Genomic DNA, 26,371 nt, shown 5'->3' with positions numbered 1-26,371 from the left:
CAGCGAGCCTCTAGGTTGGTACGGTCGACTGCCCCAGGGCAAAAGAGAACACCGGTGCCGCCGTGGCAACCTGCTTGGGATCGGCCTTGGAACTCTACCTGCTGAATACCCTTAGGGCTGCCTTGGCCGAGTCGGAAAGTCTCAGTCGTCTAGATCGGCGTCGGGGTGGCGCAAGTGCCACAGGCGCTCATGCGCCGCAACCAGCGTCTCGATGTTGCGGCGCCGATTGATGTCCGGCATCACCGGGCGCCGCGTCAGCATCATCTCCAGCACGCGGAGCAACTGCTCAGCCACTTCGAAGTCGCTTTGGTCGCAAGCCTGATGAAAGGCGACCAGGATCTTGTCCGAGAGGCGCCTGCCCTGCCGCACGCCGGGCGGCAGTCGGGTGACCTCGTCATGAACCAGTTCGCGCTCGTCCTGGTCGGCCATTACCTGCTCCATCCTGCGAAAACCTCTCGCACGCTTGTTGCGTCGCCACCACTTATGCACAGAGTTCCATGGCACATGGAAGGCTCAAGAACCTCCGCGTGATCCACTACGCAGTTGCCCGAGGATGGACGCGGCCATGGTTTCAGGCGGCGTTTCGGGGCGAAACATGGTCCGCACCCGGGAATCGGGACCGACGAGATAGATGAACGAAGAATGGTCCATCGTGTAATCCGTGTGTTCGGCACGCTGTGCGCGAGCGTAATAAACGCGGTACCGACGCGCCGCCTCGGCCACCTTCTCCGTCGTTCCAGTGAGGCCAACCATCCGCGGATGGAAGCGTGAGACATAGTCCTTCAACGCTGCAGGCGTGTCGCGGGCTGGATCAATCGTGATGAGGGCTGGCACGACTTGGTCCGCCGCCTCGCCAAGGGTATCAAGCGCTGCCACCATGGTGCCAAGCTCCGTCGGACAGACGTCAGGGCAATGAGTGAAGCCGAAATAGACCAGCATCCACCGCCCAGCGAAGTCTTGCTCCGAAACCGCACGGCCATCCTGGTCAATCAGCGAGAAGGCGCCGCCCAGGGCGAGACCAGGGGGAAGGGTCAGGCCACCCTGACCACCCCCAGCCGCAGGTACCGGAAGCTCCGCGCCGAAGACGCTGGCTAGGCGTGAAGCGAAGGCCTCGCCCACGCTCTCCCCCGGGATGCGCGAGGTCCAGGCCCAACCCCAGAGACCAGCAACAAAGACGAGCAGCGCAAGGCTGGCGTATCGGATCACGGTCAGCATTGGCGGGGTTTAGCCCGGTCCGGCCGCCGGGGGTATTCCCGGGGCGCATCGCTGACCAATCGCTCGCGTCTAGTGCGTGCTGCCGAGGATCTGGCCCTCGGGTTGGGCGGTGGTAAACGTGGAGGCGCCGAAGGCCTCTTCCCACGTACCCTCAGTGGAAGCCTTGCTGTACTCGGTCGCCCGGTTCTCGAAGAAGTTGGTGTGCTCGATTGCGTTCAGCATCTCATCGAGCCAAGGGAGCGGGTTCTTCTCGACGTGGTACAGCGGCTCCAGACCCAGCTGGGTCAGGCGGCGGTCGGCGATGAAGCGGATGTATTGCTTCACCTCATCGCCGGTCAGCCCCTCGACGCCGCCCATCTCGAAGGCGAGGTCGATGAAGGCATCCTCATGGTCCACGATGGTCGAGCAGATCAGGTATAGGTCACGACGCAGCTCTTCCGTCCATATCTCCGGGTTCTCCTGCACGAAGGTGCGGAAGAGGCGGATGACGGAGAGGCAGTGCAGCGTCTCGTCCCGCACGCTCCAGGACACGACCTGTCCCATGCCCTTCATCTTGTTGAAGCGCGGGAAGTTCATGAGGATGGCGAATGAGGCGAAGAGCTGCAGCCCCTCGGTGAAAGCACCGAATGCCGCAAGGGTCTTCGCAATCTCGGTTTTGCTTTCGACCGAGAAGTTCTGCATGTAGTCGTACTTGTCCTTCATCTCCTTGTACTTCAGGAATGCCGTGTACTCGATTTCCGGCATCCCGATCGTGTCGAGAAGATGAGAATACGCGGCGATATGCACCGTCTCGATGTTGCTGAAGGCAGACAACATCATGAGCACTTCCGTCGGCTTGAAGACCTGGGAATAGTGCTTCATGTAGCAGTTGTTCACCTCGACATCGGCCTGGGTGAAGAAGCGAAAGATCTGCGTCAGCAGGTTCTTCTCGCCGGCCGTGAGGTTCTTCTGCCAATCCTTCACATCATCTGCGAGAGGGATTTCCTCCGGCAGCCAGTGGATGCGCTGCTGCTGCAGCCAGGCTTCATAGGCCCAAGGGTAGCGGAAGGGCTTGTAGACCGGGTTGGCCGTCAGGAGGTCGAGGCGCTGCGGTGCGTCGTCGTTGGTGTAGCCGTCGGGCATGGGTGCCTCTGTGATGCTGTCGTGTTGTCTCTAGCGAGGGACCCTGCCCCTCGCGCTCCACGCCAGGAAACACCGTTTCCTGGCCCTTCGGAACTAGGCCCGGAAAGCCTGCCTCATTGGCAGGCCAGGCATTCCTCGTAGTTGGTGCTATTCGCTGTCAGCGGGGCCGCGATCGCAGCGGGCTCATTGGCCTCGATCATCACGGCCTTCTGCGAAACCGCGTCGGCGCGCTGGATGGACAGGGAACGGCAGTAGTAGAGCGACTTCACCCCCTTCTTCCACGCCATCATGTGGATCTGGTGAAGATCCCGCTTGTGCACATTGGCAGGCAGGAAGACGTTGAGCGACTGCGCTTGGCAGATAAAGGGCGTGCGGTCGGCAGCGTGCTCAACGACCCAACGCTGGTCCAGTTCGAAGGCGGTCTTGAAGATCGCCTTCTCCTGCTCATCCAGGAAGTCCAGGTGCTGCACCGAGCCCTTGTTCACGGTGACCGACGTCCAGGTGTCGCTGTCGTCGCGGCCGTGCTTTGCCAGCACCGCCTTTAAATACGGGTTGCGGACAATGTAGGAGCCGGAGAGCGTCTTGTGGTTATAGACGTTCGCCGCGATGGGCTCGATGCCCGGGCTGGCACCGCCGCAGATGATGGAGATGGAGGCGGTGGGCGCGATTGCCATCTTGTTGGAGAAGCGCTCCATGAAGCCGTACTCGGCGGCATCGGGGCACGGGCCGCGCTCCTCGGCGAGGAGGCGCGAGGCCGCATCCGCCTGCTCGCGGATGTGGCGGAACATCTTCTTGTTCCAGACCTTGGCCACCACGCTCTCGAACGGAACGCCCATCTTCTGCAGGAAGGAGTGGAACCCCATCACGCCGAGCCCGACTGACCGCTCGCGCATCGCCGAGTAGCGCGCGCGGGCCATGGAGTCGGGTGCGGTGTCGATGAAGTTCTGCAGCACGTTGTCCAGGAAGCGCATCACATCGGTGATGAAGAGCGGATGGTCCTTCCACTCCATCCAGGTCTCAAGGTTCAGCGAGGACAGGCAGCACACCGCCGTGCGCTGCTCGCCATGCTGGTCGAGGCCGGTGGGGAGGGTGATCTCGGAGCAGAGGTTGGAGGTCTTCACCTCCAGCCCTGCCAGCTTGTGGTGCTCGGGCCGCGCGTTGTTCACGTGGTCGGAGAAGATGATGTACGGCTCGCCCGTCTCGATCCGGGCGGTGAGCAGACGGATCCAGAGCGAGCGAGCCGAGACCGTGCGCACCACCGCATTGTCCTTGGGACTGGTGAGCGCCCAGGCCTCGTCGGCCTCCACCGCACGCATAAAGGCGTCGGGCACCAGGATGCCGTGGTGCAGGTTCAGCGCCTTGCGGTTGGGGTCGCCGCCCGTGGGGCGGCGGATCTCGATGAACTCCTCGATCTCCGGGTGGCTGATCGGCAGGTAGACGGCCGCCGAGCCGCGGCGCAGCGAACCCTGCGAAATGGCGAGGGTGAGGCTGTCCATCACCCGGATGAACGGCACGATGCCCGAGGTCTTGCCGTTCTGGCCGACCTTCTCGCCCAGGGAGCGTAGGTTGCCCCAGTAGGAGCCGATGCCCCCGCCCTTGGAGGCGAGCCAGACATTCTCGTTCCACAGCCCGACGATGGATTCGAGCGAGTCGTTCGCCTCGTTCAGGAAGCAGGAGATGGGCAAGCCACGCGTGGTCCCGCCATTCGACAGGACGGGCGTCGCCGGCATGAACCAAAGGCGCGAGATATAGTCATAGATGCGCTGGGCATGGGCGGCGTCGTCGCCATAGGCCGACGCCACGCGCGCGAAGAGGTCCTGATAGGACTCGCCGGGCAGGAGGTAGCGATCATCGAGGGTCGCACGACCGAAATCCGTCAGCAGCGTGTCCCGTGAACGGTCCACCTGCACTTGGCCATGGCCCTGAAGCTGAACGGCATCGAACACGGCAATCTCCCCTGATCCCCCAGGCTCTAACCCCTCAGAGCCGGCCTGACGGGATACAACATCTTGCGGTCCCTGGCCAGAGAAACGGCTAGATACGGTGTGAGTTGCCCGTACGTTACGATTCAGTGCGACTCGCGGAGATTCCTGGGTTTCCGGGCCCAGCACCGGCGGGCAGCCTGTGTTTGCCGTGCCACAGGGACCGTCTGCAATGCTCATGATCCGATATCCCCGCTATCCACAGCCTGCCTCGGCTCATGGCACAACGAGAACATATCATGAACTATCTGGCAAGGTTTTAGCGATTAGAGGCTACGCCTCGGTGCGTCACTCAAGGTGCTTGAGACCGCACCAATCCGCGATGAAGGCGGCGATCGAGAGCGTCGTCGTCCGCAGGAATTCGATTTCCGTTCGCTCATCGAAGCCATGCGCGCCCTCGCCGCGTGGGCCATAGCAGAGCGCCGGAATATCGTAATACAGGCCGTAATAGCGCGTGTCGTTCACGGCGGTGGAGATGCGCGCACTCATGTCCTCCCCGAAGGCTTGGCGGTGGGCCTGCGACAGCACCGCCTCGGCCTCCGACCCTGGCTCGAGAACGAAGCCGTCGGCCTGGAACCCGTGCCACACGATCTCGGGCGGGTTCTCCTCCAGGAATCGATCGCCCCGGGCCGCCTCGGCGACGACCCGCTGCACGGCAGCCATCGCGTCGTGCACGTCGCTACCGGGCAGCAGGCCGATGCGGCAATCCACTTCGCACCAGGCGGGAGTGCTGGACGCCCAGTCGCCACCACGAATGATGCCCGGGTTGAACTTGATCGGGTCCATCACCTCCGAATACCAACGATGGCTGCGAGCCTCGCGATTCAGAGCGATCGTGTGGTTCTCCAGCGCCTGGACGAGACGCATCGCGCTGGTGATGGCGTTCGAGCCGGTCTGCGCCACTGCAACATGGACCGGAATGCCGCGCACGCGCAGGCGGAACCACAGCGTGCCGGTATGGGCGCGCGTGATGGTGCCGCCGGTGGGCTCGGGAATCAGCACGGCATCGGCGCGGTAGCCGCGCAGCAGCGTTGCGAGGGCGCCATTGCCGGTGCTCTCCTCTTCCGTCACCGTCATCACATGCACGTCGCCGGCGGGGCACCATCCGGCGGCGCGGATCGCCTCCATGGCAAAGACCATGGCGGCGACACCCGACTTCATGTCATGCGCCCCACGCCCATAGAGCCAGCCCTCGCGGACCGCGGCCGAGTAGGGTGGAACGCTCCACATCTCGGCGGGCCCCTCTGGCACCACGTCGATGTGGCCTTGCAGGATCAGGGAGCGACCATTCGCCTCGCCGCACCGGCGCGTGGCGACGACCTGGATGCTCTGCGCCGGGTCCACCTCCACCATCGGTGCCGCCTTGGGATGGTCGGTCAGGGAAACATCGGCCAGGGAGAAGCGATCCACCGAATAGCCGCGATGGGCGAACCAGCGTGCCAGGAAATCCTGCAGCGGCGCCTCCCGCCCTCGGAGAGACTGGAAGCGCACGATATCGGCCAGGAACCGAAGCTCCTCGTCGAAGGCCGCGTCCACCGCGTCCCGGAGGGCCTGGAAGGTGGCGCTGTCTGGCATATCGGGTGCTCTCCTCCGGGAATTCCCGGGCAACGCCCGGGCGCCCGGCATTGTTGCAGCGTGGAGCCCGAGCCGTCAGCCCTCCCCCACATGGGAGGAGAGAGGCGTGGCGCGGCCCATCGTCTGGGCAAGGGCTTCGGCCGTGAAAGGCTTCTGGAGCACCCTCCCCTCTCCCAATTCCCGCAGCGCCGCCTCGTCGGCATAGCCCGTCACGAAGATGACAGGGAGACCCGGGCGGCGTGTCGCGATCTCTCGCGCCAGTTCGGCGCCTGTCATGCCGGGCATCGCGTAATCCAAGACCGCGAGGTCGAACGGGACCTCCTCGTTCGCCAGCAGGTCCAGCGCCGCGCCACCGCTCCCGGCCTCCAGCACCTCGCAACCGAGCCGGTCGAGCATGGCGCCGGTCACCTCGCGGACTGCCGCATCGTCATCCACCAGCAGGACACGGCGCCGGCGCGACGCGCCATCATTCTCGGACCCCTCCAGGCCATCCGGCGCGACCGGGGCATCGGCACGGGGCAGGAAGACGCGCACCGTGGTGCCACGACCAGGCGCAGTCTCGATCCGCACCCCACCGCCCGACTGCTTGGCAAAGCCATAGACCTGCGCCAAGCCAAGCCCCGAGCCCTTTCCAACAGGCTTGGTCGTGAAGAAGGGCTCGAAGGCCTTTTCCCGCACTTCCGGCGACATGCCGCTGCCAGTGTCGGAAACGGCAACCATGACGTAGTCGCCAGGCGCTGGCTCCTCCGGCCGCTCCGGAGGACCGAGCGAAACATTCGCCGTCTCCACCCGGATCGCCCCCCCCGGCCCCATGGCGTCGCGCCCGTTGATGGCCAAGTTGAGAATCACGAGCTCGATCTGGGTCGGATCCACCAGCGCGGGCCAAAGTCCCGGCTGCAGGGATCCCTCGACCGTCACGGACCCGCCCATCGTACTTTCGAGCAGGTCGCGCATCCCGGCCACTGTCTCGTTCAGGTCGAGCGGCCGCGCGGCGAGGCGCTGGCGGCGCGAGAAGGCGAGAAGCTGCGCGGTCAGGGTTGCGCCACGCTGCGCTGCCGCACGCATGAGGGAAAGGCGCCGCAGCGAGCGTGCGTCGAGCCCCGCCTGCTGCGCGGCCTGCTCCAGGAAGTCGAGGTTGCCGAGAACGACCGTGAGCAAATTGTTGAAGTCATGCGCGACGCCGGAGGTGAGCTGCCCCACCGCCTCCAGCCGCTGCATCTGGCGCAAAGTCGCCTCGATGCGCTCGCGCTCCTCGATCTGGCCGAGAAGCTGGCGGTTCGTGGCCGCCAGCTCGGCCGTCCGCTCGGCAACGCGGCGCTCCAGCTCGTCGCGGGCGAGGCGGGCCTCGGTCACGTCGATGGAGACGCCGACATAGCCGAGGAAGCGGCCCTCCGCATCCGTCCGCGGAACACCCTGGGCGAGCATCCAGCGGGTACGCCGCTGGCGGTCCCAGATGCGCACCTCGCCCAGGAAATCCTCGCGCGCGGCGAAGGCGCGACCAAAACTGGCTTCGAAACCAGGGAGATCGGCCTCGTGGATCACGCTGCGCCAAGCTTCGGGTGCCGTGGTGGCGGGGTCCAGCCCGAAGACGCGCTCGTGATGGCGGTTCGCGTAAATGAGGCGTCCTTCGGAGTCCGCCATCCAGATCAGGGCCGGCGCGGAGTCAGCAAGCGAGCGGAAACGCTCCTCGCTTTCCCGCAACGCCGCCTCGGCCATTCGGCGCTCGTGGATGTCTTCGGTCGCGCCATACCACTTCACGATGGCGCCCGTTTCGTCACGGCGCGGATAGGCGCGGGAATGCGCCCATCGATACGAGCCGTCGCGCATCTTCATGCGGTGCTCGATGTCATACGCCTCGCCCGTCGCGACCGAACGACCCCAGATCTCGAAAGTGCGGGCGCGGTCGTCGGGATGAAGACCGTCAGCCCATGTGGAGCCAAGCCCCGACGTACCGGTCCACTCCATCCAGCGAGGACTGACCTGGTCGAGCTCTCCCTCGGGAATGGCCGTCCAGCTGACCTGCGGATTCAAATCCACCGTCGCGCGGTGATGGTCCTCGCTTTCCCGCAACGCCGCCTCGGCGCGGGCGCGCAGGATGGACGACCAGCCGCGCTCGGCAAGCTCGAGACCGAGGGAGGTTTCGTCCGGCGTCCAGGGCGGAGGCCCCTGCCGCTCCACAACCAAGCGGGCGACGAGTTCTCCATCCCGCATCACCGACGTGACGAGACGGTGCGGCGCCGCCTCGCCCTCGGCCGTCGGCAGGCGCCCGGCATGGCTGAGGGGATGGAACCCATCGGACCGTGCCTCGAACATCGCCACGCCCTCGGCACTCAGGTGGCGCAGCGCCGCCTGCGCGAGCGCCTGGGCAGCGGCAACGGGCGTCGTCGTCTCGCGCAAGCGATCGCCCAACTCCGAGAGGGCAGCCCTGCGGCGCTCGGCCATGCGGCGGGTCGTGGTTTCGACCACCACGGCGATGACGCCGGCCGGCCGCCCCTGCTCGTCCGGAACGGGCGAGTAGTCGAGATCCATCCACACGCGCTCGGCAACGCCGTGGCGAAACAACGTGAGTTCCTGATCCTTAAAGGAGAGCGTGCCTCCGGCGAGGCCGACCCGCATCACCCGGTCGTTGAACTCCGCGACCTCTGGCCAACCTTCGCGAACGCGAGAGCCAAGAAGCCCGGGGTGACGCCCGCCCGCGAAGACGGAGTAGGCGTCATTGTAGATCATGACCCCCGCCTCACCCCACAGCATGACCATGGGCACGGGGGAACACAGCAGAAGCCCGGTCGCCGTTCGCAGGCTTTGCGGCCAGAACGTGATGGGACCAAGCGGAGTGGCCGCCCAGTCGTGCTGGCGCACCCTTTCCCGCATCCCGCCCCCATCGGCGAGAAAAGCCAGGAATGGGTCGGCTGCCGCCTGATCCTGGGTCAAGCGCATCCTTTCCACGAATCGAAGTCGCAGTCGCATTTGATTATCTGAATTTCCCGCGCGCGTCAGGGGGTTGACCCCTGCGCGAGCCCATTGGCGCCCCGCCCCGTCACGCCGCCTCGCAGCAGATCAGGGCGGTCGCGGTCGTCTCGGCGGAATGCCGGCATCGGCGTTCCAGAGGACCGGGTCCGGCCCTCCCCGAAAGGCGGAAAAGGGCGCCCGGAGCCCCTCACTCCCACTCAATCGTGCCGGGCGGCTTGGAGGTGATGTCGTAGGTGACGCGATTGATGCCGCGCACCTCGTTGACGATGCGGTTCGCCACGCGGCCCAGGAAGCCCATGTCAAACGGATAGAACTCCGCCGTCATCCCGTCGGTGCTGGTCACGGCGCGCAGCGCGCAGGCCTGATCGTAGGTCCGGCCATCGCCCATCACGCCCACGGTGCGCACGGGCAGCAGCACGGCGAAGGCCTGCCAGATCGCGTCGTAGAGCCCGGCGCTGCGGATCTCCTCCAGGAAGATGCTGTCCACCTTGCGCAGCAGATCCGCCTTCTCGCGCGTCACCTCACCCGGGATGCGGATGGCGAGGCCCGGCCCCGGGAAGGGGTGCCGCCCCACGATCTCCTCCGGAATGCCCAGCTCGCGGCCCAGCACGCGCACCTCGTCCTTGAACAGCTCGCGCAGCGGCTCGACAAGGCGCATCCGCATCCCCTCGGGAAGACCGCCCACGTTATGGTGCGACTTGATGGTGACGGAAGGACCGCCCGTGGCGCTCACACTCTCGATCACGTCGGGATAGAGCGTGCCCTGCGCCAGAAAATCCGCCCCGCCGATCTTGTTCTGCTCCTCCTCGAACACCTCGATGAAGAGGCGCCCGATGGTCTTGCGCTTCGCCTCGGGGTCGGTGAGGCCCGAAAGCTGGCCCAGGAACAGGTCCGACGCGTCGCGGTGCACGAGGCGGATGTTGAACCGGTCGCGGAAGGTTTGCACGACCTGGTCGGCCTCGTTCGCCCGCATCAGCCCGTGATCCACGAAGATGCAGGTCAGCTGGTCGCCGATCGCCTCATGGATCAGCACCGCTGCCACGGAGGAGTCCACACCGCCAGAAAGCCCGCACACCACGCGGCCCTTCCCCACCTGCTCGCGGATGCGCTGCACCATCTCCTCGCGATAGGCCTTCATGGTCCAGTCGCCGCCGCAGCCGCAGATCGCCTTGGCGAAATTGTCGAGGAGCTGCGCGCCATGCGGCGTGTGCACCACCTCGGGGTGGAACTGAACGCCGTAGAAGCGCCGTGCCTCGTCGGCCGTGATCGCATTGGGCGCGCCGTCGCTCGTGGCGACGACCTTGAAGCCCTCGGGCAGGCGCGTGACCCGATCGCCGTGCGACATCCACACCTGCTCGCGCGCGCCCTTGGACCAGATGCCCTGGGTCAGCGCGGAATCCGCCACCACCTCCACGAAGGCGCGGCCGAACTCGCGGTGGTCATGCCCCTCCACCTGCCCGCCCAGCTGCTGCGCCATGGCCTGCTGGCCGTAGCAGATGCCCAGCACCGGCAGCCCCATGGAGAAGACATGGTCAGGCGCGCGCGGGCTCTCTCCCTCTGTCACTGAGGCCGGGCCGCCGGACAGGATGATGCCCTTGGGCGCGAAGTCCCGCACCTTCTCCTCGGGCGCCGCATTGAAGGGCCAGATCTCGCAGTACGTCCCACCCTCGCGTAGCCGCCGGGCGATGAGCTGCGTCACTTGGGAGCCGAAATCGAGGATAAGGAGTCGGTCGTGGCGCTGGGTCATGGCGGCTGGCACCACAAGCGGCGCGCGCCGTCAAGCGAGACCCCCTTGCTTGCCGGCCTCACCGCGGCGCGCGGGTGCCCGCGGTCGCGGTCAGCAGCAGGTGGATCGGGTCCCAGGCATAGGCGCGCTGCGGCAGGTCCTGCCCGGCGAAGCGCACCACTTCCCGCGCCACGGCCCGCGCCCCCAGGCGCTCGTAGAAGTAGCGGGAATTGTTGCCCTCCAGCACCCAGGCGAAGGCGCTCTGCGCTCCCAGCGAGGCGAGGTGCGAGGCCATGGCCCGCATCAGCCGGCGCCCGATGCCGCGGCCATGGAAATCGTCGAGCAGGTAGAGCGTCTCCACCTCCCCCTCGGCAATCCCGGCCCGACGGGCGAAGCCCCCGGTGACGAAGCCCACCACCCCGCCACCCGGCGTTTCCGTCCCGTCGGCGATGGCGAGGAAGCCGGCATGGCCACCCCGCCCCAGGGCGAGCCCCTGCTCATACGACGCCGCTTCCCGGGACACGGAAAGATTGGCCAGATAGGACGCCGGAAGCAGCGTCGGATAGGTGTTCCGCCAGGAGGCGAGGTGGACCCTTGCCATCGCCATGGCGTCGCCCGGCCGGGCGCGGCGAATGCTGACCGTCATGAAACGCGCTCCATCACGGCGCAGAAGAACCCATCCGTCCCATGCGCCGCGGGACTGAGGGCGAGGTGCGGCCCGTTGCAAGGCGGCGCGCCCGGCAGCCCCGCCTCCTCCCAGGCCCGGGAAAGCGGGACGGCTCGGAAATCCGCATGCGCTTGCAGGAACCCGTCCACCTGTCCCTCATCCTCCTCTGGCAGCAGCGAGCAGGTCGCGTAGACGAGCCTACCGCCCGGTCGGACAAGTTGCGCTGAGATGGACAGAATTTCACGTTGCTTCCCGACCAGCTCCGCCAAATCCTCGCCATTCGTGCGGCTGCGTGCGTCGGGATTGCGGCGCCAGGTGCCGGTGCCGGTGCAGGGTGCATCCACCAGGACCCGGTCGAACTGTCCGGCCCGCCGCTTGGCCCAGCGGTCGCCGGGGCTCAGGAGATGCGTCTCGGCATTGTGGACCCCGGCGCGGCGCAGGCGCTTCCCTGCGCCCTCCAGCCTCGGGGCGGAGACATCGCAGGCAGTGATGCGTCCCTGATTCGCCATCGTCGCGGCCATGGCCAAAGTCTTCCCGGCAGCACCCGCGCAATAATCCGCGACACGCATCCCGGGTTTCGCTCCAACAAGCGCAGCGATGAGTTGCGAGCCCTCATCCTGTACTTCGACCAGCCCGTCCTTGTAGGCCGGAGTGGCCGCGACGGAGGCGCGGCCGCGCAGCCGCATGCCCCAGGGCGAATAGGGAGTCGGCGCCGCCTCCATCCCCAGCGCCGCCATCGCCGCATCGCGCGTCGCCTTCAGCGCATTGGCGCGCAGGTCGAGCGGCGCAGGCGCCTCCAGCGCCGCCGCCTCCACCTCCAGCGTCTCGCCGAAGCGGGCGCGCAGCCCGGGCAGCGCCCATTCCGGCAGATTCAGCCGCGCGCCATCGGGCATCTCCTTGCCGACCAGCGGCTTGCCGGCCAGGGCGCGCGCCACCTCCTCCTCCCCGACATCCAGCGTCCCGGCGCCGTAGCGTCCGGCGGTGAAGAGCTTAGACGCCTCGCCCGGCTTCATGCCGCGCACCAGCAGAAGGAAGGCCAGCACGAGCAAACGCGGCGTCACCCGCACGCCCGACTGCTTGATCCACCATTCCAGCCGCAGCCTCTGCCGCAGCACGCCCCAGGCGAGGTCGCTCACCTCGCGCCGGTCGCCGCCGCCGATGTAGCGGCGCGCGCGAAAGAACTCGGCCGCGATGGCATCGGCCGGGCGGCGCGGCTGGTCCATCACGCCGTGCAGCAGGTCGATGGCGGCGGCGAGGCGGGCTTCGGGCGTCATGCGCGGTACTCCGCGCGAAGAAAGGACTTCGGAAAAATCATGGAAAAGATCATGCCGTATCCTGCCAGCGATGCGCCGCAGGGCGAAGCGCCCGCTCTCATGCCGGCTCCCAGCAGCGCCGGATGCGCCGCGTGCCACCGAACAGGCGGAACAAGGCACGGCTGGCACGCAGGAAACTCCCCTGCACCTCCGGCGGCCCTCCCGGCAGCGCCGCGATTCCGGGCGAAATGAAAGCGGCGTGGCAGCGCGCGGACAAACCCGGATCGGGGAAGCAGGAAAACGGCGCACGCAGCGCCGACATCAGCCCCGTCGCCCGCGCCACCAGCACGCCCCGCATCCCCTGCCCCCGCTAGGCGCGGCGAAAGGCGCGGCACAGGAAATACTCCAGCGCCAGAAGATCCGGCTTTTCCCGCCCGATCTTCAACAGCAGCGCCATCCACAGCCGCCGCTCCGTCCAGCGGCGGAAATTCCGGTGCAGCGTGTCGCCCTTCATCCCGGGCGCGGAGCGCGTCTCGACCTGCCGCCAGGGCAGGCGCGAGCAGGCGGCTTCCAGGCAGGCCTCGAAGCGCGAAAGCAGGTCGTGCCGCGCCGGCCGCCCGACCTCATGCGCGCAAAGCGCCTCCCGCACCGGCCACACGAAGCGGATCTCCGCCTCGGTCAGCAGGCGCCAGGGATGCGGCGCGGACAGGCGCGGCTTCGCCCTGCCCCGCACCTCCATCCGCCCCAGCGTCGCGACGGCCCCCGCGAAAAGCAGCGCCCTCTCGCCCCGTTTCCGCTCCCGCTCCGCCCTTGCCACCGCCATGCCGCCTCCACGCAAAACCGACCGAACAAACCAAGAACGATACGGTGAAGTCAAGCTTCCGCTTGCGAGGCCGCCGCCCGCAACGCCCTACTTCCCCCGCTGCCGCAAGGAACGCGCCCATGTCCGCCAGCACGCCGCCCTCCCCGGCCCCGCTCTGGTCCGCCGCCGCAGCCTACGAACCCTATGTCGGGCGCTGGAGCCGCCGCGTCGCGCCCGAGTTCCTTCGCTGGCTCGGCGTGCCATCCGGCGCGCGCTGGCTGGATGTCGGCTGCGGCACCGGCGCGCTTTCCTCCACAATCCTTGCGCAATGCGATCCGGAATCCGTGACGGGGGTGGATCTCTCCGAGGCGTTCCTCGACCACGCCCGCGCCCAGGTCACCGACCCGCGCGCCAGCTTCCGCACAGGCGACGCCCAGGCGCTTCCGGTCGAGGAAGCCTCCTTCGACGCGGTGGTGAGCGGCCTCGTGCTGAACTTCGTGCCCGACCAGCACCGCGCCGTGGCGGAGCTGCGACGCGCATCCCGCCCGGGCGGCACGGTCGCCGTCTATGTCTGGGACTATGCGGAGGGCATGCAGATGATGCGCCATTTCTGGGACGCGGCCGCCGCGCTGGACCCCGAGGGCGCGGGCGGAAGGGACGAGGCGCTGCGCTTCCCCGCCTGCCGCCCCGACCCGCTGGCCGCGCTGTTCCGCGGCGCCGACATTGGCGCGGTCGAGGTGACGGGCATCGCCATCCCCACCGCCTTCCGCGACTTCGACGATTACTGGACGCCCTTCCTGGCCGGCGGCGCCCCGGCGCCCAGCTACTGCCAGGCCCTTCCCGAGGACCGCCGTGCCGCGCTGCGCGAAAGACTGCGTGGCACGCTGCCGACGGAGCCCGACGGCAGCATCCGCCTCGTCGCGCGCGCCTGGGCGGTGCGCGGCACCGCCTGACGCCCCTCAGTCGGCGCGGTAGTTCGGCGCCTCGCGCGTCACCGCCACGTCGTGCACGTGGCTCTCGCGCAGCCCCGCATTCGTGATGCGGCGGAAGCGTGCATTCTTCTGCAGGTCGGCGATGGTGGCGCTGCCGGTGTAGCCCATGGCGGCGCGCAGCCCGCCCACCATCTGGTGGATCACCGCGCCCACCGGCCCCTTGTAGCCGACGCGGCCCTCCACGCCTTCGGGCACCAGCTTCATCTGGTCCTGCACCTCGGCCTGGAAGTAGCGATCGGCCGAGCCGCGCGCCATGGCGCCCAGCGAGCCCATGCCGCGATACGACTTGTAGGAGCGGCCCTGGTAGAGGAACACCTCGCCCGGCGCCTCGTCCGTGCCGGCCATCATGCTGCCCATCATTACGCAGTCAGCGCCCGCAGCCAGCGCCTTGGCGATGTCGCCCGAGTTGCGGATGCCGCCATCGGCGATGCAGGGCACGCCGGATTCGCGCGCCGCGGCCGCGCCTTCCATCACCGCGGTCAACTGCGGCACGCCCACCCCGGCCACGATGCGCGTCGTGCAGATCGAGCCGGGTCCGATGCCGATCTTCACAGCGTCGGCCCCGCCCTCGATCAGCGCCAGCACCGCCTCCGGCGTCGCCACGTTGCCGGCGATGACCTGCACCGTGTTGCTCAGCCGCTTGATGCGCTCGATGGCGCGGATCACGCCTTCGCTGTGGCCATGGGCGGTGTCCACCACCACCACGTCCACCTCGGCGGCGACCAGCGCCTCGGCGCGCTTCAGCCCGTCCTCGCCCACGCCGGTCGCGGCGGCGACGCGCAGCCGCCCCATCGCGTCCTTCACCGCGACGGGATGCGCCTCGCTCTTGTCCATGTCCTTGACGGTGATGAGGCCGACGCAGCGCCCGGCCTCGCCCACCACCAGCAGCTTCTCGATCCGGCGGCGGTGCAGCAGCGACCGCGCCTCCTCGGCGCTGACGCCCTCGCGCGCCGTCACCAGGTTCTCGCGCGTCATCAGCTCATAGACGCGCTGGTTCGGGTCGGTGGCGAAGCGCACGTCGCGGTTGGTGATGATGCCGACCAGCCGGTTGGTCTTCGGCTCGACCACCGGGAAGCCGCTGATCTTGTGCCGCGCCTTGAGCGCCATGACGTCGGCCAGCGTCTGGTCCGGATGGACCATAACGGGGTTCACCACCATCCCGCTCTCGAAGCGCTTCACCTGGCGGACCTGGTCCGCCTGCTCCTCCGCGGTGAGGTTCTTGTGGATCACGCCGATGCCGCCGCGCTGCGCCATAGCGATCGCCATCGGCGCTTCCGTAACCGTGTCCATGGCGGCGGAGATCAGCGGGATGTTCAGCCCGATCTCCCGCGTCAGGCGGGTGCGCGTGTCGGTCTGCGTCGGCAGCACCGTGGAATAGGCCGGGAGGAGCAGCACGTCGTCGAAGGCATAGGCCTCGGCGATGCGGAGCGGTTCGATGGAATCGGGAGCCATGGCGGGATGGGACCTTTCGGGCGGGGTCGCGGGCCTTGGCGGCCCCTCCTACTCCCCCCGCCCGGCCGCGTCCAGATTGCCCCCGCGGAAGCCGGTGGCCACCACATAAAGTTCACTGGATTCCTTGCGGCTGGAGGGCGGCTTGGCATGGGCCACCCGGGCGAAGCCCTGGCGCAGCCGATCCAGCATCGCGCGCTCCGCCCCGCCCTGGAACAGCTTGGCCACGAAGGCCCCGCCGGGCGTCAGCACCCGTTCCGCGAAGTCGAGCGCGAGTTCCCCCAGCGCCATGATCCGCAGGTGGTCGGTCGCGTTGTGCCCCGTGGTGTTGGGCGCCATGTCCGACAGGACGAGGTCCGCCTTGCCGCCCAGCGCCTCGATCACCTCCCGCTCCGCCTCCTCGTCCTGGAAGTCGCCCTGGAGGGTCACGGCGCCCGGCACCGGGTCCATGGGCAGCAGGTCGAGCGCGACCACGTGCCCCGCCTCGCCGATTGTCTTCAGCGCCACCTGCGTCCATCCCCCCGGCGCGGCGCCAAGGTCCACGACCCGCATCCCCGGCCGCAGCAGGTGGAACTTCGCGTCGAGGTCGATCAGCTTGAACGCGGCGCGCGACCGCCACCCCGCGGCCTTGGCCGCCTTGACGTAGGGGTCGTTCAACTGCCGGGCGAGCCAGCGCTGCGAGGCGGTGGACCGACCCTTGGCGGTCTTGAGCTTGGTGTGGAGGTTGCGCGGGGGCGGGGCCATGCCCTTCCCTAACGCGCCGCGCGCCCCGGCAGAAGCAGGCCGCTCAGCGCCGCGACGCGCCGCGGATCAGGCGCATCAGCATCCCCTCCCGCAGCCCGCGATCGGCGACGGTGAGCTCCGGGACCGGCCAGAGCCGCCGGATCGCCGCATAGACAGCGCAGCCCGGCAGGACGAAATCCGCCCGCTCCGGCCCGACGCAGGGATGGGCGGAAAGCCCGGCCCGCCCCATGGCGAAAAGCCGCGCCAGCGCCTCGTCCGCCCGTTCCGCCGGCAGGCTCAGCCCGTCCACCAGCTGCCGGCGGTAGCGCGGCAGGTCCAGCACGACGCCGGCCAGCGTCGTCACCGTGCCCGAGGTTCCGATGAGGCGGACGCCGCCGCGCGCGATCTCGTGCCGGATGCAATGGAGCCGCTCGAACTCGGCCAGCCGCGCCTCCACCTCCGCCGCCACCTCGGCGAAGCCATTGGCGGAGAAGCAATCCTCACCCACTCGCTCGGCCAGCGTCACGACGCCCAGGGGGATGGAGGCGTAGCCGATCAGCTCCGGCTGCACCCCCGCCCGGATCCAGGCGATCTCGGTCGAGCCGCCGCCGATGTCGAACAGGATGGCGCGACGGTCATCCGGCGCGAGCAGCGGCGCGCAGGATTCCATCGCCAGCTCCGCCTCCTCGCGCGGGGAGATGATCCGCGGCCGCAGCCCCGTCTCCTCCTCCACCCGGCGCAGGAAGGGCACGCCATTCGCGGCGCGGCGGCAGGCTTCCGTCGCGACGGCGGCGACGCGATAGACCCGGCGCCGCGTCAGGCGGTCGGCGCACATCGCCAGCGCCTCCACCGTCCGGTCCATGGCGGCCTGCGACAAGGCGCCGGTCCGCGCCAGACCCTCCCCCAGCCGCACGATGCGCGAGAAGCTGTCCACGACGCGGAACCCGCCCCGCGTCGGTGCGCCGATCAGGAGCCGGCAATTGTTGGTGCCCAGGTCGAGGGCGGCGAAGAGCGCCGCTGAACCGTCCTCGGCCCCGCCCCGGGCATCGAGGAGGGTAGGCGCGCGCATCAAACTCTTCCCAGATGGCAGTCCTGCATGATCCCCGTCCCGGGCCCCGGGCGCAAGCAGGATCGTCACGGTCTTGGCAAGTGACGGGGCCGATGCTATCTGCCTGCCGCGTCGGCACCGCCCGTCCCTGCTGGGGGATAGTTTAGCGGTAGAACTCCCGGCTCTGACCCGGGCAGCCTTGGTTCGAATCCAGGTCCCCCAGCCATCCGCCTCCGTAGCGCGCGCAACACCTTGCCTCTGGCCATGCCGGCCCTCCGGCGGAGCGCACAAGGCCGTGGATGCGATACCCGGACGCGACGACCGACCCTGGCGCCGCCTGTGCCTGCACACCTCCAGTTGCGCGGCACCACCTGGTGTTGGCGGTGTCTTCTTGCGAGCGCATGGCATCTACCAGCCTGGATGGGATTTCCATGCCCTCCGCCACACGCTGAACACCCGGCTGCACAACGCCGATGTGAAGGACACGCTAGTCCGCGCCATCATGGCCACACCGAAGAGGGGTGAATACCACGGTCTACCTCTCCGGATACAAACTACCTCTGCAGCGTGACGCCCTCGCGAAGGTGGACTTCGACCTGAGCCGTCTGCTCGGCGGAATGAGATCACCGAGGGTAACCCTCAGTGCCGCTGCCGGCGGCTTTTGAGCCATCTCTCGACAGCGTCAGACCGGGGAGCCGGGGTCGTACAGCGTTCGAGCTTCAACGCGGTAGTCGCGATAGCCTTGCAACGGCGGGCGTGAACATCCCGCAGGTGCTTTTGGATCTGGGGACACATCCCCGACGGTTTTAATACTTTATGGTTGGGATTTAATATAACAGTTACGCTTTCTGTATGAGGCGCGCGTCTCGTGCCTGTGCTTGGTGTGCTCTTCGCCCAGCGGACCAGGCCACGATGAAGGTGGGCTGGATGGGCCGATGGGCCAGGTGGGCGGCGATGCGGCGGATCTCCTGGAGCGACCAGCGGACGGGCCTGCGCTCCTCCGACTCAGGCGCGGCGGAGTTTTCCAAACTGTGGCGTTGGCGCGGTGGCGGGTAAGGGCGCGAATAGCAAAGGCCAGCATCACCAGCGAGGCGTAACTGTGCCAGCCGTACTGAGATTCAGCCCATCGGCGTGCAGGCCAGAGATCTTGGGGGTGTTCAACTGCTGATAGCGATAATGCCCTGTAATTCTTATAATAAGAGGCGGACACCTCTGCTTGCCTCTTTCTTCCTTAGCTAAATCAATGAGTTTCACAGCATGGGTCGAGGTTCTTTAGAGGCGCCCAGTCTCAAGGTCCACTCGGCTCAGCAGAACCAGACCCAATCGGAAGGAAAGTCCGATGCAGGATCAGTTCTTGGACGTGCCCACCCGTGCGTCCCCTCGCTCCATTGCGCTGGTGGGTCTACAAGGAAGCGGAAAATCAGCCTTGTTCGAGGCACTACTGGCTATTGCAGCCACTGCTCCCACTCGCCGCAACACGGTACGCCGAGCGACTACGGAGTTGCGGATCGCCCATCGTCAGATGTCGGATACAAGCTGGGCGATCCTCGATTGCCCGGGTTCCGCCGAGTTTTCCTACGATGTCGAGTGTGCACTCTCCGCTGTTGATCTAGCCGTGGTTGTCTGCGAGGCGGCTCCGGCGCGCAGTGCGAACCTCGCCCCCCTGTTCCGTCGCATTGAAGAGACAGGCACGCCCGCGCTCATCTTTATCAACAAGATCGATACGCTGGTTGGAACAGTCCGCGAAAGCCTCGCTGCCCTGCAGGCGCAAACGCGGCGTAAGCTGGTCCTCCGGCAGGTCCCGATCCGCGAGGGCGAGACGGTGACCGGTTACGTCGACCTCGTGAGTGAGCGCGCCTATCGCTACCATCGGGGCGCGCCTTCCGAGCGCATCGCCATGCCCGAGTTCATGCAGGTCCGGAAAAGCGAGGCGCGCACCGAGCTTCTCGAATCGCTGGCCGACCATGACGACGCGCTGTTCGAGAAAGTGCTGGAGGATCTGGCGCCCGAGCCCGCCGAGATCTACCGGCCGCTCCATCGTGGCGAGGGAAGCGGTGCCGTGGTCAGCGTACTTCTCGGAGCGGCCGAGCACAGCAATGGCGTCCAGCGTCTCTGGAAGGCTCTCCGCCATGACGTTCCCTCGGCGACGGAAACCGCCGCACGGCGCGGCATATCGTTAGCGGGCGCACCGCTCGCTCAGGTATTTCGTACGCTTCAGGCAGGCCATGCTGGCCGACTGTCATTCGTGCGGCTCTGGCGAGGTCCGCTGGAGGATGGAGCGGCATTGGGCGGCCAACGCGTCGGCGGCATCTACCGCTTTCCCGGCGGCGAGACGGAGAAGGTGCGGCAGGCCGAGGCAGGCGATCTCGTGGCCCTTGGCCGATTGGATGGCATCCGTACCGGGGATACCCTGGGTGGCGACCCCCTTGCATTTCCGGAGCCGCCTCCACCGGTCTTCGCATTAAGCATCATATCTGAAGCGCGCACTGACGAAGTGCGCCTCTCCACCGGCCTGCAGCGGCTGACCGAGGAGGACCCTGCGCTGACGGTTACCCAGGACGCAGAGAGCGGCACGACCATTCTCGGAGGCCAGGGAGAGATCCATCTCCGCACCGCGCTCGATCGCCTGACAGCGTCGACGGGGGTCAAGATCCGCACGGGACGGCCTCCGGTGGCCTTTCGGGAGACGATCCGCCATGCCGTCATCCAACATGCGCGCCTCAAGCGGCAGACCGGCGGACACGGCCAGTTCGCGGACGTGAAGCTGCAGATCGCGCCCCGCCCCCGTGGGGCAGGCTTTCACTTCGACGAGAAGGTCGTGGGCGGTGCCGTCCCGAAGCGCTTCATCCCGGCCATTGCCCAGGCGGCGGAGGAGGCCGCGCGGAAGGGACCTCTGGGCCATTCAGTCGTGGACGTAGCGGTAATCCTGCTGGATGGCGGCTTCCACGCCGTGGACAGCAGCGACATGGCCTTTGCGACAGCTACCCGTATGGCAATGCAGGAGGGGCTGGCGAAAGCCGGCCCCATTCTTCTGGAACCCGTCGAGCAGGTGGTCGTCACGGCACCTGCGGATTTCACTTCCGCGGTCCAACGGCTACTGACTGGCAGGCGAGGGCAGATTCTCGGCTTCGCTGCAAAAGCTGGTTGGGAAGGCTGGGACGAGGTCCAGGCGCTGGTGCCGGCTCCGGAGCTATCCGATTTCATCATCGAACTGCGATCGCAGACACAGGGTTTGGGCAACTATGTGCATCGCTTCGATCATCTGGCGGAGGTACGAAGCCGCTAGCATCCTGGGTCCGCCCCCCTGGTCTGACTCAGGTTCAGACGCCAACTTGCCTTAGACCGCCAGATCCAGCCACCACGCCGCAGCCCTCGCCGGATGAATACCTTGATGCTGCGCCCCAAGCCGGACATTCATTCTGGAAGCAAGGCGCCTTCGGCCAGGTCCCGCACGGTGGTGTGAGCGCGCGATCGCTCGACCCATGTTACGTCAGCCCGGATTGCTCAACTCTCCACCCGTGAGCGCGAAGTGCTTGATGGCTTGGTTGGCGGCGGCACCAACAAGTTTAGTGCCAAGAGGATGGGCATCAGTCCGCGCACGGTCGAGGTTCATCGTGCGCGCCTGATGGAGCGGCTCGGCGCCAAGACGCTGTCCGCGCTTGTGGCGATGGCTACCGCCGGATTGAAGCCGTCAGATTGACGTGCCCGCCTGATCGACCCACGAGGCGTGAGAGGTCGAGCGGATTACGTCAGCGGTGCAGCGAAGCTTCCGGCTCGCGCAAACAGCGGGACATCCTTAGGGACACTCCTTATCAAACCCAGGCGCTCCAGCCGCCGTTTTTCAAGAAATGGTCGGGCTGTTCGGAGCCGGTCGCTCCGCATCCCAACTCGCCGCCTGACTATCACGCGAGTCCGCACGTCGCAGCAATCTGACCAAGAGGGTGACCCATGGCTGATCGATTGGGCAACGGCAGAACGCGCGAGCGAATGGAGCATTATCGCGCTCCATCTGGCTCGCGTGAGCACGCTGGGCCCGGCTTCGGCGGAGCCGGATGGGCGCTGGCCGGTGCAGCTGGAGTGGCAGCTCTTGCCATCCTCGGCACCCAGCTGCTCGGTCAGCCGAATCGAGGTCGCGCGAGAGAGACCGAAGCTGCAAACGGCTGGAGCGAGGAGCCCGAGGTCGAATATTCCATCACCATCGAGCGCCCCGCCGACGAACTCTATCGGGCTTGGCGAGATCCGGCGACCCTCCCGCGTATCATGGCATTCTTGGCTGATATTCGCCCGTCCGGAGACGGACGGAGCGAGTGGCGCGTCGACGGCCCGCTCGGCCAAAGCCATGCCTGGGTCATGCAGATCACCGAAGAGCGGCCCGGCGAGCTGATCCGTGCAAGCTCGGGCGGCGGCGCCCTTGTGACCGAGTGCGAGGTCCGCTTCCGCGCGGCGACGGGTGGCCGCGGCACGATCGCCACGTTGCGCGTCCGCTTCGATCCGCCCGGAGGGATGCTCGGCGACGTGGCCGCCCGCTTCTTCAATGGCGTCGTGCCGAAAGAACTAGCGTCGAAAGCGCTGCGCTACTTCAAGAGCCTTGTCCTGACAGGCGAGATTCCCACCACCGATCGTCAGCCGGCGGCCCGGCGCGATTCCCGCTGAGGAGCTTGGTCATGCGCGCGCTCTACTGGAATGGCGTCAACGACCTGCGCGTCGGAACCGTCAAGGACCCCGAGATCGTCAACCCTCACGACGCCATCTTGAAGGTCAGGTTGTCGACCACCTGCGGCTCGGACCTGCATTTCATCGACGGCTACATCCCGACCATGAAGGCCGGCGACGTGATCGGCCACGAATTCATGGGCGAGGTCGTCGAGGTTGGGCCGGAGGTGCAACAGGTGAAGAAAGGCGACCGCGTCGTCGTCCCCTCGTTCATTGCCTGTGGTCAATGCTGGTACTGCCAGCAGAAACTCTTCTCCCTCTGCGACTGCACCCACCCGAAGCCGGAACTCCAGGAGCCGCTGCTCGGCTATCCGACAGCCGGCATCTACGGTTATACGCATGCCTTTGGGGGTTATGCGGGATCCCACGCTGAGTATATCCGCGTGCCTCATGCCGACGTGGACTGCTTCAAGGTGCCCGATGGCGTCGCGGACGAGACCGCGCTGTTCCTTTCCGATGCCGCACCGACGGGCTACATGGGCGCCGATTTCTGCGGCATCCAGCCGGGCGACACGGTCGCGGTCTGGGGCTGCGGCGGCGTAGGCCTGATGGCGCAGCAGAGCGCGCGGCTGATGGGCGCCGAGCGGGTGATCGCGATCGACCGCTTCCCCGAGCGGCTACGCATGGCGCGCGAACACGCCGGCTCCGAGACGATCGACTACACGCAAGTGCACAGCGTCCTGGAAGCGTTGAAGGAGATGACGGGCGGGCGCGGGCCAGATTCCTGCATCGACGCCGTTGGGATGGAGGCGCACGGCACCGGACCCCAATACGCCTACGACCGCGTGAAGCAGGCATTGCACCTGGAGACGGACCGCGCCCAGGCGCTCCGCGAGGCCATCATGGCCTGCCGCAAGGGCGGCACGCTGTCGGTGCTCGGCGTCTACGGGCTGATCGACAAGTTCCCGATGGGCGTCATCATGAACAAGGGCATGACGGTGCGCACCGCCCAGCAGCACGGGCAGGCCTACATGGACGGGCTGCTCGCGCATGCCCAGAAGGGCGAACTCAACCCAGCCTACCTCGCCACCCACCGCTTCTCGCTCGAGGACGGACCGCGCGGCTACGACATGTTCAAGCACAAGACGGATGGCTGCGTGCGCGCGGTGTTCGCGCCGTAGGGGCCGCCACCCGTCGCAAGCCTGCCGTGCCAATGGGTGACCATGACCAACTTCGCGGCCGCTGCATCCACCGCCCTCAGTTTGGCGCTCCTCTCCAGCGGCGCATCCCTCGCGCTGCAGCAGGCCGCTCCGGCGCCGGGCGGCGCAGCGCGGCTGTAGCTCGTGGCGAGCTTCGAGCACCAGGTCACAGGGGCTGACGGTCGCGGCGGACGGGTGCATCTTCGTAAGTTTCCTGCGCTTGAGCGAGGAGGCGCCCGTCTCCGCCGCCGAAATCATGGAGAATGGCCAGGGCAAGCCCTACCCGACCGAGGAATGGAACGCTTTGCGAAACGCCAAGAAGGACTTGCATTACACTTGCGCTTTCTGTTTCAGGCGCGCGTCTCGTGCCTGGGCTTGGTGTGCTCTTCGCCAAGCGGACCAGGCCAGGATGAAGGCGGGCTGGATGCGTCGCCGGGCGGGGCGGGCGGCGATGGCGGGTGCGTCGTCGCGCTAATTTGATCGCTGGTCATGCGTTGGCCTCCGCGTACGGCGGCGATGTTGGGGTCGGGCATACGGCGTTGGAGGTTGCGTCCGAGGTTAGCCGCCCACCATCGAAGGCGGCGGCCACCTTCTTGCGGCCGATCGCTAGAAAGCCGAAAGGCTCGGTCGTTTCTCCGTCCATGGCGGGTGTGCCGCGGCCTGAGGTGCTACCGGTTGGTCCAGTGACCGCGAAGCCGTGTGTTTTGGCCACTGGGGAACGTGCATCTTTTCAGCACGGGCGCGTGCAGGACTTCCTCTCGCCCGCCGAGGTCGCTTGGCTGCTGGACGCAGCCAAGGCAGGCCGGCACTGTAAGCTCGCCTGCTCAGGGTGTCCCAAGCCCGGCGGCATCCGGGCACGCTCAGTAGGAGGAGTGCCATGCAACGCCGCATCATGCCTGCTTTGGCTGTGTCAGCGGTGATCCTGGGGCTTGCTCTGCCCGGAGACGAGGCAGTGGCGCAGACGGCCAGGGACCTCGTGGGAACGTGGACAGCCGTCTCGATCACCACCGGGCAAGGCAGCAACCAAGTGGACCTGTTCGGTCCCAATCCCCGGGGGATACTGATCCTGGGTGCTGACGGCCGCTATGTGTGGGTGGCCATGCGTCGCGAGCTGCCGGTCTTCGCGTCCAACGTCCGCACCAGGGGAACCCCGGAGGAGAACACGGCGATCGTCCAGGGCAGCTTGGCCCAATTTGGCACCTACACGGTGGATGAGGCGAACAGGACGCTGATCCTTCGCATCGAGGCGAGTACCTTTCCGAACACGGCCGGGGCCGAGCAGAGGCGGCCCTTCACGCTCTCCGGTGACATGTTGACCATTGCCAATCCGGCAAGCTCGTCTGGCCAGGTGTCTCAGGCGGTCTGGCGGCGAGCCCAGTAATCGGCACAGGAGGCACCGCGTCGGGGGCGAGGTGCCCTGAGGCGTAGCCGAAGCGCACAGCCTCAGTAGGCCGGGTTGCCTTCGACACCCGGACCCATAAACGCACTCAGCAGCTGACGTCACGGCCACGCGGCCAAGGGCAACGAGGTACGACAAGGGACCCGGGCTGCGGGCTGCTGCCGAGACGCAAAAGCTGTTGCGATCTCGGAGGCGGATTTATTGCACCTATACGCGGTGCAAGAGATCGAGACAGCGGCTTAGGCGCTCAAAGGCAGAGCACCGAGGAGGGCTTTGTTGCGTAATTTCGGCTGAGGTCGCGCGGGTGTTCCTTCGGCGCTGACCTCAGCCAATGGCGATGGTGTCGGGCATGCCGAGCCGGTTGTAGGTGCTGAGGATGACGCAGCGAACCTGAACCTCAGCGACCTGGCGGGCCGGATCATGGGCCGCGAGCCGCTCGCCCAGGCGCTTCAGGCGCCAGATGATGGCCGTCTCGGCCAAGCTTCCGCGGTGGTAGCCGCTCCAACGCTTCCAGATGCGTCGCTCCAGGAGCCGGACAGCGCGCAGTGTCTCGTTGCGCTCTTCTGCTCCTGTGGTCCGCATCTACCATGGTCCCGTTGCGCCGGGGTGGCACGAGGAGAGCCGCGTTGCGGGCCGCCGCGGCCTCGTAGGCGGATCGGTTGTCATAGGCACCGTCGCCGCAGATGGAGGCGATCTCCTCCCCTGCCGGCACTTGCGCCAGCAGGTCCGGGAAGATCTCTCCATCGCCGTGCCGGTGGTCGGTCATCTCGAGGGCGCGGATGTCATGGCTCTCGGCATCAACCGCCAAGTGCACTTTGCGCCAGACCCAACGCCGGTCAGCGCCGTGCCGTCGCACCTTCCACTCCCCTTCGCCCAGCACCTTCACCCCAGTGCTATCCACGACGAGGAGCAGCGGCTCGCGTCGCGACCGACAAGGAATGGCCACGGTCAGGCCGGACTGCCGATGTGAGAGGGTTCTGTAGTGCGGCACCGGCCAGTCCAACCCCGTGAGCCGAAGTAGACTTCCCACAAGCCCTGCACCGCTCGCAGCGACAACTAGAACAGCATGTTCAGGGTCAGCACGCACTGGATGCCTGCATCGCTGAACTCCCGCGCCCGGCCCCGCTTCCCCGTGCCCTCCGGCGCCTGCCAGGTCAGATCCGGTGACAACCAGACCATCAGGTCACCGCGTGCGATCAGGCCACGGTCATACTCGCGCCAATTCCAGACCCGATAGCGCCTCCTCGGCCGCTCACCCCCGGCCGCACCGTTCCTCATGACCGACGACCTGCAAGGTTTACCCAACAACGCCTTCTTGTTGTTGAGACCCCCGCGCCCCTTTCAGAATACGGGAGCGAATAGGGGGGTCCACCTTCAGGTACCGGTCATGACGAACTTGATGATGCTGTGCCGTGATGCTGTAAACCAGTAGCGGAATGCCACCTCGCAGTTGAGCCGGCCTGATGGTTGCGCTGGCACGGCGCTGAGGCGTCCGCCGCCTTCCCGAAAGAAGACGGCGGGTTTGAAGAGGGCGGGACTTCCTCCCCGCCCGGTCAGCCCTGCTCGCGGCGGCGGCGTACCGCGGCGATGCCGGCC

21 protein-coding genes, 1 tRNA gene and 1 pseudogene are annotated in these 26,371 nt (G+C 67.1%); 7 read left to right on the top strand and 16 right to left on the bottom strand.

Translation table 11 applies throughout. The annotated features are described in order from the left end of the window. Positions 1-141: 141 nt before the first annotated feature. The 11 genes from JTJ31_RS00115 to JTJ31_RS00065 all read right to left on the bottom strand — a co-directional run bounded on the left by JTJ31_RS00115 (position 142) and on the right by JTJ31_RS00065 (position 13,333). The gene (locus JTJ31_RS00115) at positions 142-429 is read right to left on the bottom strand and encodes a hypothetical protein (RefSeq protein ID WP_236019745.1); all 288 of its coding nucleotides are present in this window, start codon (positions 427-429) and stop codon (positions 142-144) included. 84 nt (positions 430-513) lie between these two features. After that, positions 514-1,215, bottom strand: a complete 702-nt coding sequence (locus JTJ31_RS00110; RefSeq protein ID WP_207536569.1) for an SCO family protein — start codon at positions 1,213-1,215, stop codon at positions 514-516. A gap of 69 nt (positions 1,216-1,284) precedes the next feature. Then, positions 1,285-2,337 carry a ribonucleotide-diphosphate reductase subunit beta gene (locus JTJ31_RS00105; protein WP_207536568.1) on the bottom strand — a complete coding sequence of 351 codons (1,053 nt, stop codon included), beginning with the start codon at positions 2,335-2,337 and terminating at the stop codon, positions 1,285-1,287. 113 nt (positions 2,338-2,450) lie between these two features. Further along, positions 2,451-4,283: a ribonucleoside-diphosphate reductase subunit alpha gene (locus JTJ31_RS00100; protein ID WP_207536567.1), complete on the bottom strand. Its 1,833-nt coding sequence runs from the start codon at positions 4,281-4,283 to the stop codon at positions 2,451-2,453. 324 nt (positions 4,284-4,607) lie between these two features. Further along, positions 4,608-5,894 carry an ArgE/DapE family deacylase gene (locus JTJ31_RS00095; protein ID WP_207536566.1) on the bottom strand — a complete coding sequence of 429 codons (1,287 nt, stop codon included), beginning with the start codon at positions 5,892-5,894 and terminating at the stop codon, positions 4,608-4,610. A 75-nt stretch (positions 5,895-5,969) separates the two neighbouring features. Continuing rightward, a complete protein-coding gene (locus JTJ31_RS00090; protein WP_207536565.1) occupies positions 5,970-8,825 on the bottom strand; it encodes a PAS domain S-box protein in 2,856 nt (951 codons plus the stop codon). Positions 8,826-9,051: 226 nt separating this feature from the next. After that, entirely contained in the window at positions 9,052-10,611 is a 1,560-nt protein-coding gene (gene guaA / locus JTJ31_RS00085) for a glutamine-hydrolyzing GMP synthase (RefSeq protein ID WP_207536564.1), read from the bottom strand. Between the two features lie 58 nt (positions 10,612-10,669). After that, positions 10,670-11,236: a GNAT family N-acetyltransferase gene (locus tag JTJ31_RS00080; RefSeq protein ID WP_207536563.1), complete on the bottom strand. Its 567-nt coding sequence runs from the start codon at positions 11,234-11,236 to the stop codon at positions 10,670-10,672. After that, entirely contained in the window at positions 11,233-12,531 is a 1,299-nt protein-coding gene (locus tag JTJ31_RS00075) for an RsmB/NOP family class I SAM-dependent RNA methyltransferase (protein WP_207536562.1), read from the bottom strand. The genes JTJ31_RS00080 and JTJ31_RS00075 overlap by 4 nt, the downstream gene beginning before the upstream one ends. A gap of 97 nt (positions 12,532-12,628) precedes the next feature. After that, positions 12,629-12,868 (bottom strand): hypothetical protein, encoded by a 240-nt coding sequence (locus JTJ31_RS00070; RefSeq protein WP_207536561.1) that lies wholly within the window; start codon positions 12,866-12,868, stop codon positions 12,629-12,631. 12 nt (positions 12,869-12,880) lie between these two features. Further along, a complete protein-coding gene (locus tag JTJ31_RS00065; protein ID WP_207536560.1) occupies positions 12,881-13,333 on the bottom strand; it encodes a hypothetical protein in 453 nt (150 codons plus the stop codon). Positions 13,334-13,452: 119 nt separating this feature from the next. On the opposite strand from JTJ31_RS00065, the gene JTJ31_RS00060 reads away from it, so the two are divergent. Beyond that, positions 13,453-14,265: a class I SAM-dependent methyltransferase gene (locus tag JTJ31_RS00060; protein WP_207536559.1), complete on the top strand. Its 813-nt coding sequence runs from the start codon at positions 13,453-13,455 to the stop codon at positions 14,263-14,265. A 6-nt stretch (positions 14,266-14,271) separates the two neighbouring features. On the opposite strand, the gene guaB is transcribed toward JTJ31_RS00060, so the two are convergent. Genes guaB through JTJ31_RS00045 form a run of 3 tightly spaced genes read right to left on the bottom strand, consistent with a single transcriptional unit; the run spans position 14,272 to position 17,545 of the window. After that, on the bottom strand, positions 14,272-15,756 hold the full coding sequence (gene guaB / locus JTJ31_RS00055) for an IMP dehydrogenase (protein WP_207536558.1): 1,485 nt from the start codon (positions 15,754-15,756) through the stop codon (positions 14,272-14,274). Positions 15,757-15,804: 48 nt separating this feature from the next. Beyond that, on the bottom strand, positions 15,805-16,497 hold the full coding sequence (locus tag JTJ31_RS00050; protein ID WP_207536557.1) for an RlmE family RNA methyltransferase: 693 nt from the start codon (positions 16,495-16,497) through the stop codon (positions 15,805-15,807). A 43-nt stretch (positions 16,498-16,540) separates the two neighbouring features. Continuing rightward, positions 16,541-17,545, bottom strand: coding sequence for a Ppx/GppA phosphatase family protein (locus JTJ31_RS00045; RefSeq protein WP_207536556.1), 1,005 nt, complete (start codon positions 17,543-17,545; stop codon positions 16,541-16,543). A gap of 131 nt (positions 17,546-17,676) precedes the next feature. On the opposite strand from JTJ31_RS00045, the gene JTJ31_RS00040 reads away from it, so the two are divergent. From JTJ31_RS00040 to JTJ31_RS00015, 6 genes are all read left to right on the top strand, one after another. After that, a tRNA-Gln gene (locus JTJ31_RS00040) sits at positions 17,677-17,750 on the top strand. Between the two features lie 1,113 nt (positions 17,751-18,863). Next, positions 18,864-20,810 (top strand): elongation factor G, encoded by a 1,947-nt coding sequence (locus JTJ31_RS00035; protein ID WP_207536555.1) that lies wholly within the window; start codon positions 18,864-18,866, stop codon positions 20,808-20,810. A gap of 213 nt (positions 20,811-21,023) precedes the next feature. Continuing rightward, positions 21,024-21,224 (top strand): response regulator transcription factor, encoded by a 201-nt coding sequence (locus JTJ31_RS00030; RefSeq protein ID WP_207537264.1) that lies wholly within the window; start codon positions 21,024-21,026, stop codon positions 21,222-21,224. 248 nt (positions 21,225-21,472) lie between these two features. Next, positions 21,473-22,177 carry an SRPBCC family protein gene (locus tag JTJ31_RS00025; protein WP_207536554.1) on the top strand — a complete coding sequence of 235 codons (705 nt, stop codon included), beginning with the start codon at positions 21,473-21,475 and terminating at the stop codon, positions 22,175-22,177. Positions 22,178-22,188: 11 nt separating this feature from the next. Then, positions 22,189-23,358: a zinc-dependent alcohol dehydrogenase gene (locus tag JTJ31_RS00020; protein ID WP_207536553.1), complete on the top strand. Its 1,170-nt coding sequence runs from the start codon at positions 22,189-22,191 to the stop codon at positions 23,356-23,358. 895 nt (positions 23,359-24,253) lie between these two features. Next, positions 24,254-24,757: a lipocalin-like domain-containing protein gene (locus tag JTJ31_RS00015; protein WP_207536552.1), complete on the top strand. Its 504-nt coding sequence runs from the start codon at positions 24,254-24,256 to the stop codon at positions 24,755-24,757. A gap of 342 nt (positions 24,758-25,099) precedes the next feature. Here the strand turns inward: JTJ31_RS00015 and JTJ31_RS00010 are convergent. Together JTJ31_RS00010 and JTJ31_RS00005 are read right to left on the bottom strand one after the other, a co-directional pair. Further along, a pseudogene (locus JTJ31_RS00010) lies at positions 25,100-26,053 on the bottom strand (IS5 family transposase). Between the two features lie 96 nt (positions 26,054-26,149). Continuing rightward, on the bottom strand, positions 26,150-26,371 hold a 222-nt coding region (locus JTJ31_RS00005), incomplete at its 5' end, for a hypothetical protein (RefSeq protein WP_207536551.1).

The sequence above is a fragment of the Sabulicella rubraurantiaca genome (assembly GCF_017355885.1).
GTDB classification, from domain to species: domain Bacteria; phylum Pseudomonadota; class Alphaproteobacteria; order Acetobacterales; family Acetobacteraceae; genus Roseococcus; species Roseococcus rubraurantiacus.
This window is presented reverse-complemented; position numbering and strand designations above follow the sequence as displayed.